Genomic DNA, 17,889 nt, shown 5'->3' on the forward strand with positions numbered 1-17,889 from the left:
TGAAAAGAGGAGAATTTTATGAAAACATCTGATATTGAACAAAAGTATGCCGTCTCGAGAGAGGCCTTGCGCTACTATATCGAACGTGGCTTGTTGAATCCTACCTGCATTAATGATTCCTTCGAATGGGAAGAAAAAGATGAAGTGACTTTGCAAAGCGTGTTGCAACTGAGAACAATGGGCTTAACTATCGACAGTATTGTTGAACTCAAACAGGATCATCAGGATAGTGTGGGGTTAAAAACAAAATTGCTGCGCCGGGTGGAAAAAGTCAAACAAGAGATTGAAGCAATCGATTCAGAACAAAGAGAACTGGCTTATCGCAAGCAGATATTAGAGACTGCCTTACATCAACTGAGTCAGCAAATTCGTTTATATGAAGAAAGTGATTGACAAAATAGGTCAGGATGCCCTACAATAATATTGTTGTTGAAAATTGCGGTCGTGGCGGAATGGCAGACGCGCCAGCTTGAGGGGCTGGTGTCCTAAAGGATGTGTGGGTTCAAATCCCATCGACCGCATATCATAACTACTAATCTAAACGTCCATGAAGATAAAGTTCTTCATGGGCGTTTTTTATTTCATTAGGAGTGATTGAACTAGTTGATAGGTCTCAAACTGAAGCCAACTATTCTTATTATTGAGCCAGGGGGCGACTCTTGGTTCAGAAAACGTAGTGCGTTTCGCGACGATGTAAGCTAAGTGATGACTAACTGTTTCATGTCTCTAGCAAACTTTATAATCGAATAAGACTGTATCGAGTATTCCCAAACCTAGAAATTTAACCCCTTATAGTGAAATGTGGCATACTAAAATCACCTTCTAATTGCTGTACATCCACCCACAAGAAGAAATTAGAGCATATTTTTAGAACTTACTCATAGTTTATCTTAAGGAGTAAATTAAGTGATTAGGCTTCAAATAAACGGCAAATATAGTTGGTTTTTAAAGAGTGATGAGTGTTTATTTTGACCGATTTACTTTTTGGGATAATATGGCGTGAGAATTTGTTTAAATATGCCTATTTAGAGGCTTATTTCTTGTTTTATACGTTCAGTTTTAAGTATATTTAATGTAAAGATACTTAGAGAAAGTGAATGAGAGAGGGTGGAAGGATGCTGAAACGTTCAATTATATTTATATTAATGTTGTGTTTTATTGGCTTGCCAAGAATATCAGGGCAAACTTTACCAAATGTGCTGATGGAGAATTATGAAGGAAAGGCAATCCCTCATACGTCGAGTGGGCTAACTAATCGATTGATTACTCAGGTGATGACGGAGTTTGATATAGAAGGCTCTAAGGAAATGTACCTTGATCAAAGGGATGGGGAAAGTCGTTTTCAAGTAGAAATACCATTGGGCGAGGACGGGCTTAGTGTTAGTTTTTATACCGGTAAAAGCACTCACGGCCAAGGTTTTTATATTTACCAAAAAGTGGCTTCTGAAAAAGTTGCTGATTTTGAAACGATTCACCGTTTGGTAAACTTAGTAGATGAGTCGCTTAGCGAAGAGGCTATTCAAGAGGCCTATGATCAGTGGTTAATGGATTTAAGTGGCACACAGAATTTTATTTTAGGCGGACATGCGGTGAATACCTATAATTATATAGAAGATGAAAAAGAATACCTTGCCTTTGAGGTCATGTATGAATACTTCGATACAGTTTTTGAAGACGAAAGTGTTCAAAACATTGTGACAACATTGTATGACGACTCAACGGAATTTCCTAATATTTATGCCAAAGATTATGCCGACAATCAAGAAGAAGTTTATGTTAATCGAGTGTTTATTAATCGAATTCTACATGAAATCAGTCAGACTTTTGGCTTTGAATTAGGTGAAGAACACCTAACTGCGATGGGAAATACGGTGTATTATTATCCTGAGGAGTTAGCTGAATTTGGTCGTTTAAATGAGTTCTATATTTTTTCTGGTCAGTCCGGTGCGGGCTCACGAATTGAGATTAGATTTACAATTGCTCATAATGACACACAAACACCCGCCATCAATAACCTCGAAGATCAGAGGCGAAGTTTCTTTTATTTCTTTGCGAAATTGTTGGATCCACTGTTGACAGATGTAGAGATTGAACAAGCCTTTTTGGATACGATTTATGAGGATCGTGGTGAGTATCGCTTAGGTCATATTTCAATACAAAAGGAAGGTTTTACGGACGAAACGATTAGTATGTATCGATTGTTAACTTTCGAAGAAATTGAAGCAGTCTTTCCTGACAGCATAAACACTGTGTCGAAGGAACAAGCAAGCGACATCTTACTTGCTGAAGATGAGTACCATATTGCTAGCGCTGAACAACTGGCCAATCCAGACAAAATATATGATAGTTATTTGCCTTATACGCGACTAGCAAGTGGAAGAGGTAATGCTAAGCTAGAGTTTGAAACGTTGACGCAAGAGTATTGGGAGATTCTTCCAAATTTTAAAGCCCCTTTGACTATTACTGGAAAAGTCATTGCAAGTAATGAACAAGAAAATTGGCTGGAAATCAAGCCAGACAATGCTTCCTTTTTTGAGAGTTATTATGTGTATACGCCCGGCATCACTTTAGAATTGTCTGGAATGGTTGAAGTAACAGGACAGAATTTAGGGGTGCAAGATGAAGGGCCTGAGAATTTAAGTATCCTAGCCCAGAGTATTAAACAGGCGGGAGAGCTGATCTATCAAGCGGGAGGTGATCAGAATGAATAAAAGCATGTTAGGTCTCTTCGGAGTTTATCTAGTAATTCTCGGTTTGTTTTTCTGGCAAGTTAGACAAGAATCAAATAAACCAGAGAACGGCTATCTTAATGAATCCTATATTGTGAAACTGAACTCCCTCGACGAAGAAGAACTCTATCGTTTACGTAAGACACAAAGTGACTCTTCTGATTCAGCCTATTTTATGAATTTATCTGAGCAACAATTAATTAAAAAATCTGCCTTAGAAGTACAAAATAATCTAGCAACAAGGGTTAATGAGAAATATGCTGCTGTTTTAAAAGCGAGAATTGATTTCAATAATCAGTTGGTGTCTTTTGCAGACGCTAGCTATGCTTTTGTTGAAAAATCGCACTCAGAGTATGCAATCGCAGAAGGGGAAGAGGCTAAAATCAGTAATGAAAACTTGACCTTGTTAGTTGAAAATGCCAAGAGCACTCAGCGAGAACGTAATCAAGAAATTTGGAATACTGCTTGGTTTGCAATAGGAATCTATGTGTTATTCGCCGTGATTGGTAGTGTGATTTTATTTAATCTAGAGACAATTTCTCATTGGTTGGTTAATTTATTTGTGCAAGATGCGACACCAGGACCGATTATTGCTTTCTTAATTGGTTTGTCAGCTTTAGGACTGATCGTCAGAGGTCTATTTATACTCTATCTTGCTTATTCAGCCATCACCTAATCATTAGAAGTCTCGTTAATAAATGAAGCGATTGCTTTTGAACTTCTTGTAAAATGCGAGTAAATTAGCTAGACTAAGAGAGAGGAAAATACGAGAAGAAGGGCGGTGTTTCAGTGCCGAGTAGAAAAATTTATTATTTACTGTTACTGGCATTAACCAGTCAAGCGGTTCTATTTAACCTTACAGTTGAAGCGATTAACGCAAAGACAGTTCATTCGCGATTGAATGATATTGAAGAAAGAGTTGACTCTCAAAGAGCCATTACGTCCGACTCAGTCAATGAAACTGAAAAGGACCTATCAAGTGAGGCGTATAGTGAGTCAGTTAGCGAGGACGAGCAGGCGACAATGGATTCAGAAATATCTGCTGAAGAAACACCAGTTGATGAAGCGCAGGCTAAGGCTTATCGAGATGAACAAAAAATTAATGATTTTGTGAAAGCTTTGAGCGGCTTAGAAACCATTGAACATTATCAAATCAATTACACACTAACGGATACTCAAACAGAAGAAATTGTTGCACAAGGTGATTATGTCGGAAATCAAACCGATGGGGATCTAATGGGAAGAATCACTTACCATTTTCCCAAAGCCGCCCCGAAGCAATATGATTTTGAGTTTATCAGTTACCGGCACTTTGATTTAGCCTACGTAAAAACGTTTGAATGGTTGGATTCGATGGCGTTTTTTAATCAACCTTATTTCAACCGAGCGATTCAAGAACAAGTAGCGGATTTACATGATGTGTTTGTGGCGATTGAAAGTTCCGAATTAAACCGTGTCAATCTACAAAGTGATCCGTTCAAAACACTCTTGATGTTGCCAGATTTAAATCGTTTGAGTCGCATCTCGGCTGATAGCCTATATCAGGTGAATGAACTTTATTTACTTTCACTAGAAAGACTTGAGATTCCAGAGTATCTCTTTAGAAGGTCGACCAATTTCGGTTTTGACTTTCACTTAGGAATGAAAGTTTTGCCAGCGACAGAAAATAGAACACATTTAGATTGGAATGTAACGAGTGAGCAGCGCTTTCAAATTTCAGAAAAAGATAACAGCTTGAATTTCAAAGTTGCCGTTGATTCTGAATTAAGTGACTTGATGTTGCCACAACTTCCTGAAGAAACCGTAAGAGTTAATGACAATTTTGCCCGTCAAATGAGCTTGGATAATAATGTGATGTTGGACAAACTAACGAAGGTAAATATGGCGTATAATAAGGCCACTCAAACTTATCGTATGACTTTAGTCGGAATCGTGGAACAGATTGAATTTAATATATTCAGTGATGAAACGGCCGGTTTAGAAACAACCGAGTACCGCTTGGATTATACTGTGAAGCCAATTGAACGAGAAATCCCCAGATTAGACGACATTAGAAAAATGACCGGAGCAGAAGCGGATTATATTCTTGAGGAGCTTTTAAGTCCTTAAAAAAACTTCATTGAAAAACTAATTATTAAATTAGACGGCTATAAACAAGAGCTCTACTCAATCATCTGAGTAAAGCTCTTGTTTATTTAGTCGTATCTTTTGACTTCGTAATGACTCGTGTTCTCTTTATACAGTGACCTCATAAAAGGAATGCCAATGAGAGAAATCACACCCACCCCTAGGCCAACATCAAATAGATAATTCATGCGAACCGAGGGTTCGCTTAAAATCACCCGATGGATATTCCTGAAAGCATACCAATAAAATTGATCGTAGCCATCGTCAGCTGTCCAAGCCCAAACCGCATGATTGCCTAAAAAACCATAAAAATGGTCAGAATAAAAACTAAAATCACGCCGACATTACTGACTTTCCCACCAGCGATTTGATAACTCTTGAATGCAAAGAACAAAGCCAAGATAGCCGCAACCCAAGCAAAATAGCCAAGTAAACCGATAAAGAACTACAACAAAGCACTTAGTGAAGCACCCATTAGGGCACCCACTAAACCAAGCAACATATTCTCTTTTTTGTTGGTAAATTGGGTCTATTGTTCCTTGACTTCTTCGAGCGTTAAATAATAATTCTCCTCGGATAAATACGTATAGTACTCATTAAATTGACTCAATTTGACCGAACCATCATTGATGCCTGTTTTAACATCGTCCGTCTCATAACCCAATTTGCGAAGTTTTTCTGGAAAAGTATCAAGAATATGACGAATCGTTTGCATCATTTTTGCTTCTTAAGGAGACTTTCCCAGTAATGATGATCGTAGCAGCTTGTTGTTCGATTGAATGGATGGTCGGTAATTGCTTGCAGTCTTCGAAAAAAGGCACAATATTAGCCACAGCTTCTCCTGGATGCGCACCGAGCATTATATAGTAAAGATTACTCTAAGGTTGAACAGAAATTAAAGTATAAACACCCTCGATCTGTCCATGAACGACTACTTTTTCAGCCGCTTTTAAAGCATACTCCTCAAGCAAAAATTTGGATCATGAATAAACCAATAAAACACCTCTTTCTCATGTCTAAAATGATTAAAAAAACTTAAGCTTGAAAGCTAAAGAAAAGTTTTCAAGTAAAAGCACCTTAAATGAATGACGGCATCTTCAGGATACACTCAACACATCAATATAACGGTAAAAAGTATCTAAATGGCAACATCTTTGAAGATACTTTAAAGTTAAATTGATGCTTTATTAGTATTAAAGACAATATGATTCACATCTGTCGATTGTTGCGTCGTAAAATTCATACATAAATCTGCCAATTCATTCGGCGAAATATCAAATTGATTATTGACCCATTCGGTCATCACATTAAAGGCCAGTCCAATCATACCACGCACATTATAACGCATACTTGCTTCACTGTAATCTTCAGAAAAAGCCGAGTTCAAATAATTAAGAACAAAATAGCTCTGCATTTCACTTCCCAAGACAAGCTTCACTTCGGCTTGGTTCTCGTAGAGGAAAGTAAACAGATGTAACCAAAACTGATACCAATCGCCTCCTAAGATGAAGGCTTCACCTTCAGCGAGGATTCGATAAAAGAGTTGATTGCAAATATCTTGAAAAATCGCCGTCATCGAATCATAGTTACGATAATAGGCCATTCTAGAAACACCGGCTCGTTTGGTTAATTCCGTGACAGAGAGTTGATCGATCGATTTATGATCGAGTAGTTGCATCATGGCGGTCATAATTGCCTCGCGGGTCAGTTGGTTGATTTCTTGATTGCTAGGGGATGCCATAGAATACTCCTTTCATCTGTTGGTGTAGGTGTAGCAAAAGTCCTTTGAGTGTCACATCTGAGGCTTTATCTATTGAAGTCCAAATTATCAGGTGTTACTATTGTAACATCGAATAGTTATAAGTGAAAGGCACTTGTATGTACTATAATGAGTAGCGCACGAAAATAATCAAAGACTTGATACATAGACACTGTAAGAACTAACAAATAATAAACAAAGAGATAGAGGGATACGTATGAAAAGATACCGTTTAAGACCACTAGCAACGAAAAGAATATTAGCAGGCGAGCGTTTAATCACAATTGATGACTTTGAACAAACAGAGCAAGCGGAACACTTAGAAGAAGGCATGGTAATTATGTTAAGCGACGCAGACCGTCGTTTAAATGCTAAAGCATTAGTGGGCCGTCAGAATAAAGGACTCGCTTGGGTATTTACGAATGAGCAAGACGAGTTTTGGGATGAAGAGTTGCTTACACAACGCTTAGAAGCAGCAATCGAAATCAGACAAAAATTTCTATCAGAAGACCAAAGTGTCACAACCGCTTTTCGTTTATTCAATGGAGAAGGTGACGGCATTGGCGGTGTAACGATTGATTGGTACGAAGCATACATTCAATTCAACTGGTATTCAAGAGGAATATATGAATACCGTGAGTGGTTTGTAGCGGCTTTACAAGAATTATTACCTAATATCAAAGGTATCTATGAAACAAAGCGCTTCAAATTATTCGATAATGAATCAGCAATTGCTCATACAAGTGGTGAAGCTGCTCCACAACCGTTAGTGATTAAAGAGAATTCAATTGATTACGCTGTATATTTAGGCGAGGATTGGATGACTGGCATCTTCCTAGATCAACGTGAAGTCCGTTCATTTGTACAAACGCAAGCACAAGATTTAAATGTCTTAAACTTATTTAGCTACACTGGCGCATTTTCAGTCGCAGCGGCTGTCGGAGGCGCAGCTAAAACGGTCAGCATCGATGTTGCTAATCGTAGTGTTGAAAAGACGAAAGAGCAATTTGCATTAAATGGCATTGATGCTCAACCACCTCAACATGAAGTTCGTGTGATGGACGTATTCGATTATGTGAATTATGCGAAAAGACATAACTTAACCTTCGATCTAGTCGTTTGTGATCCACCAAGTTTTGCCCGCACTAAAAAACGCCTGTTTAAAGCCGAAAAAGATTACGCACAATTAGCACAAGATTTATTTGACCTTACGGCACCTGGAGGCTTATGTATCTTAAGTACCAACCACAGTGGTTATAAAAAAGAAGCCTTTATTAATGAAATGTCGCAAGTCGGTCGTTCACATTCAGGACATTTTCAGATGATACAGTCTTATGGTCTACCATTTGATTTCCCAGCGAGTCTTGATGCAGAAAGCCACTACTTAAAAGTATTAGTCTTCTACCGCAATAATTAAGCAAACACAAGCGCTAACGTAATTAGATATTAGAAAGAAGGGGTTAACTAACACATGGCTTATATCGAATTAAAAGACGTCGTTAAAGAATATAGAACGGGTGATGTGGTAACCCGGGCCAATGACGGCATAAACTTTAAGATTGAAAAAGGTGAATTCGTTGTCATTCTTGGCCCATCTGGTGCAGGAAAGTCAACGACTTTAAATATACTAGGTGGCATGGACCAAGCCACTTCAGGCGATGTCCTCATTGACAAAGAAAACATTGCCACATATTCCACTAAAGAACTGACAACCTTCCGCCGTTATGGCGTCGGATTTGTCTTTCAAAATTATAACTTGGTTCCCAATCTGACAGCCAAAGAAAATGTCGAACTGATGATTCAAATTGCCGGTAGCAATGCCGACGCAGCACAAACCTTAATGGATTGTGGCCTCGGCCATCGCTTAAATAACTTCCCAGCCCAACTATCGGGCGGGGAACAACAAAGAGTATCGATTGCCAGAGCGATTGCAGGTAAACCTAAGTTGTTATTGTGTGACGAACCGACCGGTGCATTGGACTATGAAACAGGAAAACAAGTCTTGCAATTGCTCCAAGATACCTGTCACGAAACTAACACAACCGTGATTGTCATTACTCATAACCAAACCATCGCTCAAATGGCCAATCGAGTCATCAAAATACGCAATGGTAAAGTCAGCGAAATGACCTGTAACGACCATCCGAAAAAAGTAGATGATATCCAATGGTAACAGTGTTAGAAAGTGATGTGATACGATGAACTCAACAATCTGGAAAGACAACTTACGTGAAATCAAACAATCCTTCCCGAGATTTCTATCGATCTTTGCAATCATTAGTCTAGGCGTCGCCTTTTTTATTGGCATCAAAGCGACCGGACCCGCGATGACACAAACAGCCATCCAATACTTTGACAACTACCAACTACCCGACGGCACCATACTCTCGACCAGCGGCATCAACTCGAGCGACCTTGACATACTGGCCAAGCAACACGGCATCACCTGGCTACCGATGAAAAGTTTCGACTCGACATTAAAACCCGGCACCGAAACGGCCAAAATTTACACCCATAAGCCACAAGAACCCAAACATTTCTTTAACATTGTACAAGGTCATTTACCAGAAGCAAGTAAGGAAATCGCCTTGGACACACTACTTATGAAGCAGATGAACGAAGACGGTGACAGCATTCAATTAGGCGATGTGGTGACTTTAGAACAACCTAGCAACTACAATGAGACGTCCTTTGAAGAAGAAACCCTGGCAAGTTCCGGCTCCCACCAAGCAGAGTCCAACTCGTTGACAGTTGAAGCACCTCACTTACTAGAAACAGAATATACTGTGGTGGGCTTTGTTGAGACCCCTTTATATTTCGAACGGATTTCTCGTGGACCTGGTACCGTTTCAGCCTTTGCAGTAGTGCCTGAAGAAAATGTAGCTGGAGATATTTATAGTGAAGTCTACTACTGGGTAGATGAAGCTAGCGCCTATGATGCGTATTCCGACGAATATGATGCGATTGCCTTAGAGAGCAAACAATCAATCGAAGAAAGTTTGAATGGTCAACCTTTGGCACGCTTAAATGAAATGCGCCGTGACCTCAACCAATTACTTCGCGACGGACGCAAAGAAATCTCAGACGGCTATCTTGAAATAAGCAACGGCCATCGTTTACTTAGTGAGGGGCGCAAGGAATTAGACGGAGGCTGGTTTGAGTACCGTGAAGGCCAAGAAGAGCTTATAGAAGGTCAGCTTCAACTGTTTGAAGGTCGACAAGAACTCGAGGATAGTCAAGCGGCTTTACAAGCAGGTTGGTTGGAATTAAATGCTAACCAAAAACGACTACTCGAAAACGAAGGCGTTTATCAAGCAGGATTAGCAGAGTATTATGCAGGTCTGAGCGCATTTGAAGATGGCATCGCCTTAGCCGAAGCAGAATTAAAAGCCGGTGAAGTCGAACTGACTAGCGCCTATGCGGCACTTGAAGTTGGATGCTTAGAATTAATCGATGGCCAAAGACAAATCGATGAAGGCCGTGCAGAGTTAACAGCCGCTCGCCAACAATTAATTGATGAATTAACTCAACAAATTCCCGAAGGGTTTGAAGATCCAGAGGCGATTCTGGCTTACTTAGAAGAAATCGGCCTTTCGGTTGAATCGTTAGTCTCTCAATTGGAAGATGATTTAAGCGAATTGCCTCAGCAATTAGAAACTTTGGGTCAAGAATTAGCGGCGATTCAAGCAGAGATTTCTGAACTAGAAACGAGTCAAGAAACACTGCTTGCTCGCCAAACGGAATTAGAAACAAGTATCGAAACTCAAGAAGTAACTCTTGTAGCTTTACATGATAATTTAGTCACTCAAGAAAATACACTCAGTCCGTTACTAGAAGAGGTCGCTCGTATCCAGGCCTTACTCGAAGCAACACCGCCTACTATCCCAGGCGAACTTGATCCAGATACTGGTGAAGAAGGCGAGTCGATCGCCAATCCGGACTATCAATCTCTTCAAGCTCAACTAATGGAAGTTCAATCTCAAGCCCAACAGCAGAGTCAACTTGTCTCACAGGCACAAACTGAAGTGACAGCAGCCCAAAGCCAATTAACGGCTAATCAGACCGAATTAGCGGAGGTAAATGCTCAAATTGAAACCACTCAAGGGCAAATAGAGCGCTTAAGACAAAGCCAAATCGAGAAGGTGTCTGAAGTAGAATTGCTTCAAGAATTATGGGCAGATATTGACCAAGAAGCCATTCAACAGCAAATTGACGAATTGTTAGCCTCACAAACAGATATTGAGGCACAAATTCGACAGCTGATTGAAGCAATCGAGCAGATGCAAGCAGCTGAGGCACAACTCAATGCAGCCCAAACCAAATTGGATGCCGGCTGGGCTGAGTACGCTAGTGGTTTATCTCAATATGAAGCAGGTCTGAGCCAGTTAACTGCCGGTCGCATCCAATTAGATAACGAACGAATAAATGGCCAAAGTCAATTAGCACTTGCCAAAGCTGAATTAGATGAAGGGCGCATCGCCTTAGATGAAGGCTATACACAACTTGAAGAGGGGCGCAATGCCTTATTTGACGGACAGGCTCAACTATCACAAGGCCGCCTTGACCTTCAAGACGCGTGGCATGAATTACAACATGGTAAACGTTTAGCATATGAAGGTTACCGTGAACTTCGTGACGGAGAAGAAGACTATGCTAGCAATGAACTAACATTATTGGATGAAGCAACAGCTGGCTTAATTGAATTAGCAGAGGCAGAAGAAGAGTTGGCAACTGCAGAAGAAGAACTCGCCACTTTGGAAGGCCCAATTTATTATGTCAATGGTCGTGATACTTTACAGCCATATGAAAGTGTTTATGAAAATGCCGAGAAATTAAATATTATCAGTAATATATTTCCCGTATTCTTTTTTGCAATCGCAGTCTTAGTCACCTTTACGACGGTTAAAAGAATGGGTAGTGAACAAAGAAATTATATGGGAACGATGAAACAAATGGGTTACCCAACCTATGTCATTTTATCAAAATTTGTGACCTATGCTGGTTTAGCTAGTGTTGTAGGGGTGATTTTTGGAATTATTGTGGGCTATCGGGTGTTTCCGCCGGTTATTATGAATGCCTATAATATGATGTATTACTTGGAGGATCAAGTAGTAGTGACCTCGTATAGTGTGAATGTGCTGGTGGCTATCATTGCGCTAAGTTGTGCTCTGGTGCCAGCGATTGTCACTCCAATCAATATCTTAAAAACTCAACCGGCAATGCTACTTCAACCGGAACCCCCTAAATCAGGTAAGAAAATTATATTTGAAAGAATCACTTGGTTGTGGAATGTTCTAAGTTTTAAACGGAAGATGACCATTCGGAATCTCTTACGTTATAAAGGACGAAACATGATGACATTATTTGGAGTTGCAGGCTGTACGATGCTAATTGTTACTGGTTATGGAATTAGTGATACGATTTCAGGAATTGTAGATAAACAAATGACTGAAATTCAAACCTATAACGCTATGGTGTATTTAAACAGTCAACAAGAGTCTGATGATGTTGAAGCCTTTATGATGGAGCTGACTAACAATCCAGCGATTGAAGGTTTTGTACCAATTTATACCGAGCAACTTGAAACTAATCGTTCAGATAAAGTGAATCAAGCGATCTCTGTGGTTGTACCATTGGTTGATGATGATGCTTTGGCAGACTTTATTAGTTTACGACGTCGAAGTCAGCCAGATGAAACTCTTGCTTTAAGCACCGAAGGGGTCATTTTAACGGAAAGAATAGCTGAACATTTATCTTTTGATGAAGGAGAAGTCTTAGAATTAAAAGATGAAACTGAACAGTTATTTGAATTCCAAGTCTCAGCAATTACTGAACACTATATTGGACATAGTTTATACCTTTCGCCTCAAACGTATGAAAAACAATTTTTAAAAGAAGCACAAGCTAATGCTTTTTATATTCAGTATGCAAAGGGCATTGATAGTCGTCAGTTAGAAAAAGATTTTTCGAGCGATGATCGTATTTTAACTTTGCTTAATCTTGAAACAGTTGCTGATCAAGCAGGGCAGTCACTGGGAAGTTTAGATGTCATTACAATTGTTCTGATTATATCGGCGGCTGGTTTGGCTTTCGTTGTTTTATATAATTTAACGAATATAAATATCGCTGAACGAATGCGGGAATTATCAACTATCAAAGTGTTAGGCTTTTACAATCAAGAAGTTAGTATGTATATTTTTGAAGAAATACTTGTCTTAACTAGTATAGGTTCAATCCTTGGCCTGGGCTTAGGAAATCTATTAACGAGCTTTTTAATGAAGATGATGCAGCCAAATAATTTATTATTCCATCCAATTATTTATTGGGATAGTTATCTTGTATCTGCAGGTTTAACCTTCTTGTTTTCAAGTATCGTGATGCTGTTTATGCATCAGAAGTTAAGAAAAATAGATATGGTCGAAGCTTTGAAAGCCGTTGATTAACAAGCTTTTAGCTACTGGATTCAGAGAGTCCAGTAGCTTTTTTTATTGTTGTTGTGCGTCGCGAAAGGTTTAGCCTTATTTTGTCCTGAGGGGCTTTATGTTGAATGGCAAAGGAGGCTTAATCAGTTTGTAATTGTTTATGCGTCACTTTATATGCTACAATAAATGAGACTAATAACTGAAATAGATAAATATTCAGGAGGTACGTAAATATGAAATGTCCAAATTGTGATCGTAATGTAAGAAGTAAAACACAATGTGCTTATTGTGGTTACGATTTTAAAGCTGGGGACGTTGCTGCTGCAGAACCAAAACGTTCTGAGCGAACTGAACAAGCACCAGAAGTTGTCGGTAATGAGCGTGAACGTGGCGTTGAAGCGGCTGTTCCAGAAGTAACTGAGTTTAGAGATGCCGGTGATATTGGCTCGGGTGAAGTTTACGAAACACGTAGTGCTCGTGAACCACAAACTGTGCTTCCTAAGACGAAGCGTAAGGGTGGAAATGCCGTTTGGGGAATCATCAAGTTATTAATTGCTGTTGCTGTTGTTTTCCTATTGTTTTTATATGGACCACGTTTAGTGGGACAAGTAATGGATTACTTCAATTCAGAGGATAATTTCTTTGTCCAGACATTTGGATCAAAAGACGACTCGTCTGAAGAAACGAGTGATGTTGCGAGTGAAGAGACCGAAGTAGACGGCGAATCAACCGCTGATGGTGAATCAGTTGAAGAATTAGCGTCAGAAGAAACTGTCTCACAGAGTGCTTTAACGTTAACAAATCAATCAGTTGAGTTAGAAAACTATCCAACGATTGGTGTAACAATGGCATTTGAAGAGTCTTTAAGTTCAGTTGACCAAACGACCTTTAAATTCTTAGTAAGTGGTACTGGTGAAGAAATCGAATTATCAGAATACTCTTTATTTAAAGAAGGTAACAATCTTGTTTTAAGCTTTAATGATCCAACCTTAGAAGTGGTAGCAGCTACAGAACAAGAGCAAACACTTCGTTTAGTTTCCCAAGAGTTAAACATCGATGAAGCAGTCACTTATACATTGCCAGATGTTAATGTCGATCAAGAGCAAGCGAAACAATTTAATGATACTATCAACAATAATTTAACTGATTTAGGAAATGTTTCAGCTGTATTCTTCGAAGCAGGCGCCGATGTACCATTTGCTTATGATAATCAATCAATCGATGCTGATTCTTTAATCGCTTGGTTCGTCATTGAGCGTACTTTTGCAGGTTTATCGAATGGAGAATTTACCTTGGAGAGTTCAGTTGCAGTCAATGACAGTTTGAAGGCAGCAAATGATTCAGGCACAGTCGCAACAACTGAAGTGGACGCTACTTACACTTACGAGCAATTGCTAGAGTATGTTGTGCGTGAGCGTGACTTATCTGCCATGAACCACTTAATTCAAGAAACTGGCGGCTTAAATGAATTTAACTTATGGTTGAATGAATCTGGTTACTTCTCGACTCGCTTAACAGCTCCATTATCTTACAATGATGAAGGGGTAATTTCAGGAGCAATGACAAGTGCACAAGACTTGGGTAACTTATTAGATGCCTTAGCAAATGACAGTTTAGTGAACGAAACATCTGACGCTACTATTAAAGAAATGTTATTACAATCGCCATTTAGTGATAAGTATCCTGAAGATTTAGCAGGAGTTGTCACACGTTATGAATTAATGTCTGCCGACAATAATCCAAGTCGTCAATACTATGCAGGTGTGCTTGAAATGGAAGAAACATCTTACATCGTAGTGATGTTAGTTGCCAATGCGACAAATGCTGAAGAGGTAGTTCCAGCGATAGCAACAACAATTGAAGAGTTAACGGCTTATTTCACTGAAGGAGCTTTACCTTCTGAAGCAGCGGAGGAAGAAGAGACGGAGGAAGAAGTTGTCGTTGAATCGGAAACTGAGACAACTCAAGTTGAGATTGTAGAAGAAACGCCAGCTCAAGAAACACCAATTCAACCAACGACCCCGAATGAAGAGTTATCACCTTCTGGTGAACCAACGGGCGAATTGTTTGACGGCAAACCAACTGAAAATCTCTATTGGTTTGGCGATGAGTACCGTCAAGGAATTTGGTTCCAAGATGAAAGTGGCTCATGGAAATACCGCTAATTATCATTTAATTTACTTGTGGCTAGTAGCTGATTTACACAAATTGTGTGAGTCGGCTACTTTTTTTTGTGTTGTTGGCGTGGGAGGTGGACGGGATAGGTATGGACGTAGTTGACGATTGGCTGTGCTGCGATCGGAGTGTTCTTAAAAGGAGAAGCCGTGAGTGGAGTTTGGAGTGAGGATGTGGAATACAGTTTAGACTTTAGAATCCGACACTCGACTCGCGATGATGTGAGAGGAGTATTTTTTCTAAATACAGCCTGAAAACCATGGCTTTAGCATGCAACTTTGACTGAATAAGGATGATTTTCCAAATTCGACATCAACAATTGCTGCTCTAGCCATCGCCGAAATATTCCCCGAAGTGTCCGACTACGTACGGGTTGCCAATTCGCAATTATTGTTTGCGCTAATGGTTACTTCGATATTACTTGTGATCTTAATAGAAAGAAATACAAAGAAAATTAAATCAGAAAAAAACTGGTTTTAATAGACCAGTCTTTTCCGCCAATAGGACCATTTTACTTATGCTTTGTCTATAGAAGACACTTCCTTAAGATGAGGGCTTGGCAATAAATAATTCACGCTTAAGGCAATCACAGAACCAATAATAGTATCTAAAACTCTGTTCAAGCCGTAACTGATGACATTATCACCGTGCTCGCCCAGCAGCACCACTAGAAAAGCGACGGTTGCAGGGAATACCATCTTGTTAAAATTCAACGCATTACAAATTGTAATCACTAATAAGATACCAATGGCCGTACCAACCGAATGTGAGAAGAAGTCTGGGAACCAATTCCACACACGTAATTGTAGAATAAACATCGCACTAAACACTCCAATTGTATTACCAAAAATTCGGTTACGACCAAATGACAAGCTTTGCTCTGTGTCAGCTTGCAATGAATAGACCGCAGCCAAACAAGCCAACAAACCAGAACCTCTGTCGATCCAGCCGAATAATAGAATAGTCAAGCCGACAGAAATCGCCGTTTTACTCGTTCGCCAACCAATTTTGAACCTTCTCCAATTCATTATTTCCCCCCTCAAGCAAAGACATTACTAAATTATAGCCAAAATAGGGACAATCATCAATTAGAGTCACATAGGTAAAATGCACTTACTCTGTTTTTTTCTCAAAAAGATTACTTTTAAAAGGAAAGTAAATGTGTGATAGAACCTAATCATACACGTTGAGATGTATGTAATCCGTTTACAAATATCACCTTTTAGGTGTATAATAATTGTAAAATACACGTAAAGGGTGATGTTTTGTGAGTCCAGCACTTATAGCAATTGTTACTAACGCAATCCAAGAGAAGTATGTTAGCGAAAAGTCATTTTATTCTGAGCAATTAGGCATCTCGCCCCAGAGTTGGGATCGCTGGAAGAAAGGTGAACAGGGGTTGAAATACGAAAACATTCAAATTCTTTCCACATTATTCACTGATTATGAATGGATGCTTGTGCAAAAAGTTGTCCGTAATGCAGAAATTATGACCGATGTCATGAATGAACCGGTAAAAGAGTATTTATTTTTAAAATATCAAATCGCCAAAACATGGGTTCATCACGGGATGGTCCGCTTAGAGTGGCATCAAAGTGACGGCAACGAAGCAGAAAGTAACCGTAAATCGAATATGACTATTTTGCAGTTAATTGCCGACTACAATTTCTGGGGATATAATGATATTATAGAAATTAGATTACCAGGCGTTATTCGTCAGCAAATTGAAACAGATGAAGTAAAACTATTACAATGGTTTGATTCAGAAACTGAAAAATTGAAAGATTAAATTTCAGCCCCTAGCATGATGACGCGCAACTGAAATTGATCGATAATTAGACAGGTGGTCGTTTTCGCGCCACTATACATAAATAAGAGTGGTGATAACATGGCTAAAAGGCCAGTAAAGAGAAAAACAACAGCCAAAAAACGACCGCGACCAAAGAAGCCGCGTCGAACTAAAACTGCACGCCAAAAAAAGTTTGAAAAACTTAAAGCAAGCTTGTTACAGAAAATTGGTGGCGTCTCCTTGTTTATAATTGCTCTAGCAGTTTTAATGGGAGCTTTGATTTTCCGAATAATGTTTAGCAGTGATTCTTTAATTTTTAATCCTGGCTTTAATCAAGAACAAAGTATCCGACAAGATTTTGTAAGGGAAATTATTCCAACGGCACAAAAACTTCAACGTCAGTATGGTATTTTGGCGAGCATTTCTATGGCTCAAGCGATGGTAGAGTCAGATTTTGGGCAAAGCCAATTAGCTGCTGATTATTATAATTTATATGGTGTAAAAACAACGTCAGACGATCCAAATTCAGTCGACTTTGCGACCGCAGAGTATATCGATGACCAATGGATTGAAATTATTGATTATTTTAAAGTTTATCCTGATTGGGATGCTTCGATGACAGCTCATGCTGAATTAATTTATTATGGCGTGACTTGGGATGAAAATTATTATTCTGCTGTAATTGAAGGTAATTCTTATAAAGAACAAGCTTTTGGTTTGCAAAAATCAGGTTATGCGACTGATCCTGATTATGCACAAAAGTTAATAAATATGATTGAAGAATGGGATTTGAATCAATATGATCAACCACTAAACTAGAAAAAAATAGTCTAAACTAATCTCTTCATTTATGGTATGATGTAGGCGGTCTATGTATAGAAAACGCTT

The 17,889-nt window shown here is 39.2% G+C and carries 13 protein-coding genes and 1 tRNA gene; 11 read left to right on the forward strand and 3 right to left on the reverse strand.

Going from position 1 to position 17,889, the window contains the following annotated elements; all coding sequences use genetic code 11:
• Positions 1 to 18: 18 nt before the first annotated feature.
• From ACTQ5J_RS00230 to ACTQ5J_RS00250, 5 genes are all read left to right on the forward strand, one after another.
• On the forward strand, positions 19 to 393 hold the full coding sequence (locus ACTQ5J_RS00230; RefSeq protein WP_441749949.1) for a MerR family transcriptional regulator: 375 nt from the start codon (positions 19 to 21) through the stop codon (positions 391 to 393).
• A gap of 45 nt (positions 394 to 438) precedes the next feature.
• A tRNA-Leu gene (locus tag ACTQ5J_RS00235) sits at positions 439 to 521 on the forward strand.
• A 594-nt stretch (positions 522 to 1,115) separates the two neighbouring features.
• A complete protein-coding gene (locus tag ACTQ5J_RS00240; protein ID WP_441749950.1) occupies positions 1,116 to 2,711 on the forward strand; it encodes a hypothetical protein in 1,596 nt (531 codons plus the stop codon).
• Positions 2,704 to 3,405 (forward strand): hypothetical protein, encoded by a 702-nt coding sequence (locus ACTQ5J_RS00245; protein ID WP_441749951.1) that lies wholly within the window; start codon positions 2,704 to 2,706, stop codon positions 3,403 to 3,405. The genes ACTQ5J_RS00240 and ACTQ5J_RS00245 overlap by 8 nt, the downstream gene beginning before the upstream one ends.
• Positions 3,406 to 3,518: 113 nt before the next feature.
• Positions 3,519 to 4,838 carry a hypothetical protein gene (locus tag ACTQ5J_RS00250; protein ID WP_441749952.1) on the forward strand — a complete coding sequence of 440 codons (1,320 nt, stop codon included), beginning with the start codon at positions 3,519 to 3,521 and terminating at the stop codon, positions 4,836 to 4,838.
• A gap of 547 nt (positions 4,839 to 5,385) precedes the next feature.
• On the opposite strand, the gene ACTQ5J_RS00255 is transcribed toward ACTQ5J_RS00250, so the two are convergent.
• Positions 5,386 to 5,571 (reverse strand): hypothetical protein, encoded by a 186-nt coding sequence (locus ACTQ5J_RS00255; RefSeq protein WP_441749953.1) that lies wholly within the window; start codon positions 5,569 to 5,571, stop codon positions 5,386 to 5,388.
• 456 nt (positions 5,572 to 6,027) lie between these two features.
• Positions 6,028 to 6,597: a TetR/AcrR family transcriptional regulator gene (locus ACTQ5J_RS00260; protein WP_441749954.1), complete on the reverse strand. Its 570-nt coding sequence runs from the start codon at positions 6,595 to 6,597 to the stop codon at positions 6,028 to 6,030.
• Between the two features lie 235 nt (positions 6,598 to 6,832).
• On the opposite strand from ACTQ5J_RS00260, the gene ACTQ5J_RS00265 reads away from it, so the two are divergent.
• The 4 genes from ACTQ5J_RS00265 to ACTQ5J_RS00280 all read left to right on the forward strand — a co-directional run bounded on the left by ACTQ5J_RS00265 (position 6,833) and on the right by ACTQ5J_RS00280 (position 15,202).
• The gene (locus ACTQ5J_RS00265; RefSeq protein ID WP_441749956.1) at positions 6,833 to 8,032 is read left to right on the forward strand and encodes a class I SAM-dependent rRNA methyltransferase; all 1,200 of its coding nucleotides are present in this window, start codon (positions 6,833 to 6,835) and stop codon (positions 8,030 to 8,032) included.
• Positions 8,033 to 8,086: 54 nt separating this feature from the next.
• The gene (locus ACTQ5J_RS00270; RefSeq protein ID WP_441749958.1) at positions 8,087 to 8,788 is read left to right on the forward strand and encodes an ABC transporter ATP-binding protein; all 702 of its coding nucleotides are present in this window, start codon (positions 8,087 to 8,089) and stop codon (positions 8,786 to 8,788) included.
• 25 nt (positions 8,789 to 8,813) lie between these two features.
• Positions 8,814 to 13,058 carry an FtsX-like permease family protein gene (locus ACTQ5J_RS00275; RefSeq protein WP_441749959.1) on the forward strand — a complete coding sequence of 1,415 codons (4,245 nt, stop codon included), beginning with the start codon at positions 8,814 to 8,816 and terminating at the stop codon, positions 13,056 to 13,058.
• A 212-nt stretch (positions 13,059 to 13,270) separates the two neighbouring features.
• Positions 13,271 to 15,202: a serine hydrolase gene (locus ACTQ5J_RS00280; protein WP_441749960.1), complete on the forward strand. Its 1,932-nt coding sequence runs from the start codon at positions 13,271 to 13,273 to the stop codon at positions 15,200 to 15,202.
• Positions 15,203 to 15,727: 525 nt separating this feature from the next.
• On the opposite strand, the gene ACTQ5J_RS00285 is transcribed toward ACTQ5J_RS00280, so the two are convergent.
• Positions 15,728 to 16,240: an FUSC family protein gene (locus tag ACTQ5J_RS00285; protein WP_441749961.1), complete on the reverse strand. Its 513-nt coding sequence runs from the start codon at positions 16,238 to 16,240 to the stop codon at positions 15,728 to 15,730.
• A gap of 239 nt (positions 16,241 to 16,479) precedes the next feature.
• Here ACTQ5J_RS00285 and ACTQ5J_RS00290 point away from each other — a divergent pair, with 239 nt between their 5' ends.
• Positions 16,480 to 17,001: a hypothetical protein gene (locus tag ACTQ5J_RS00290; RefSeq protein ID WP_441749963.1), complete on the forward strand. Its 522-nt coding sequence runs from the start codon at positions 16,480 to 16,482 to the stop codon at positions 16,999 to 17,001.
• A gap of 99 nt (positions 17,002 to 17,100) precedes the next feature.
• The gene (locus ACTQ5J_RS00295; RefSeq protein ID WP_441749964.1) at positions 17,101 to 17,820 is read left to right on the forward strand and encodes a glycoside hydrolase family 73 protein; all 720 of its coding nucleotides are present in this window, start codon (positions 17,101 to 17,103) and stop codon (positions 17,818 to 17,820) included.
• Positions 17,821 to 17,889 lie beyond the last annotated feature (69 nt).

This window comes from Fundicoccus sp. Sow4_F4 (assembly GCF_052116145.1).
GTDB lineage: Bacteria > Bacillota > Bacilli > Lactobacillales > Aerococcaceae > Fundicoccus.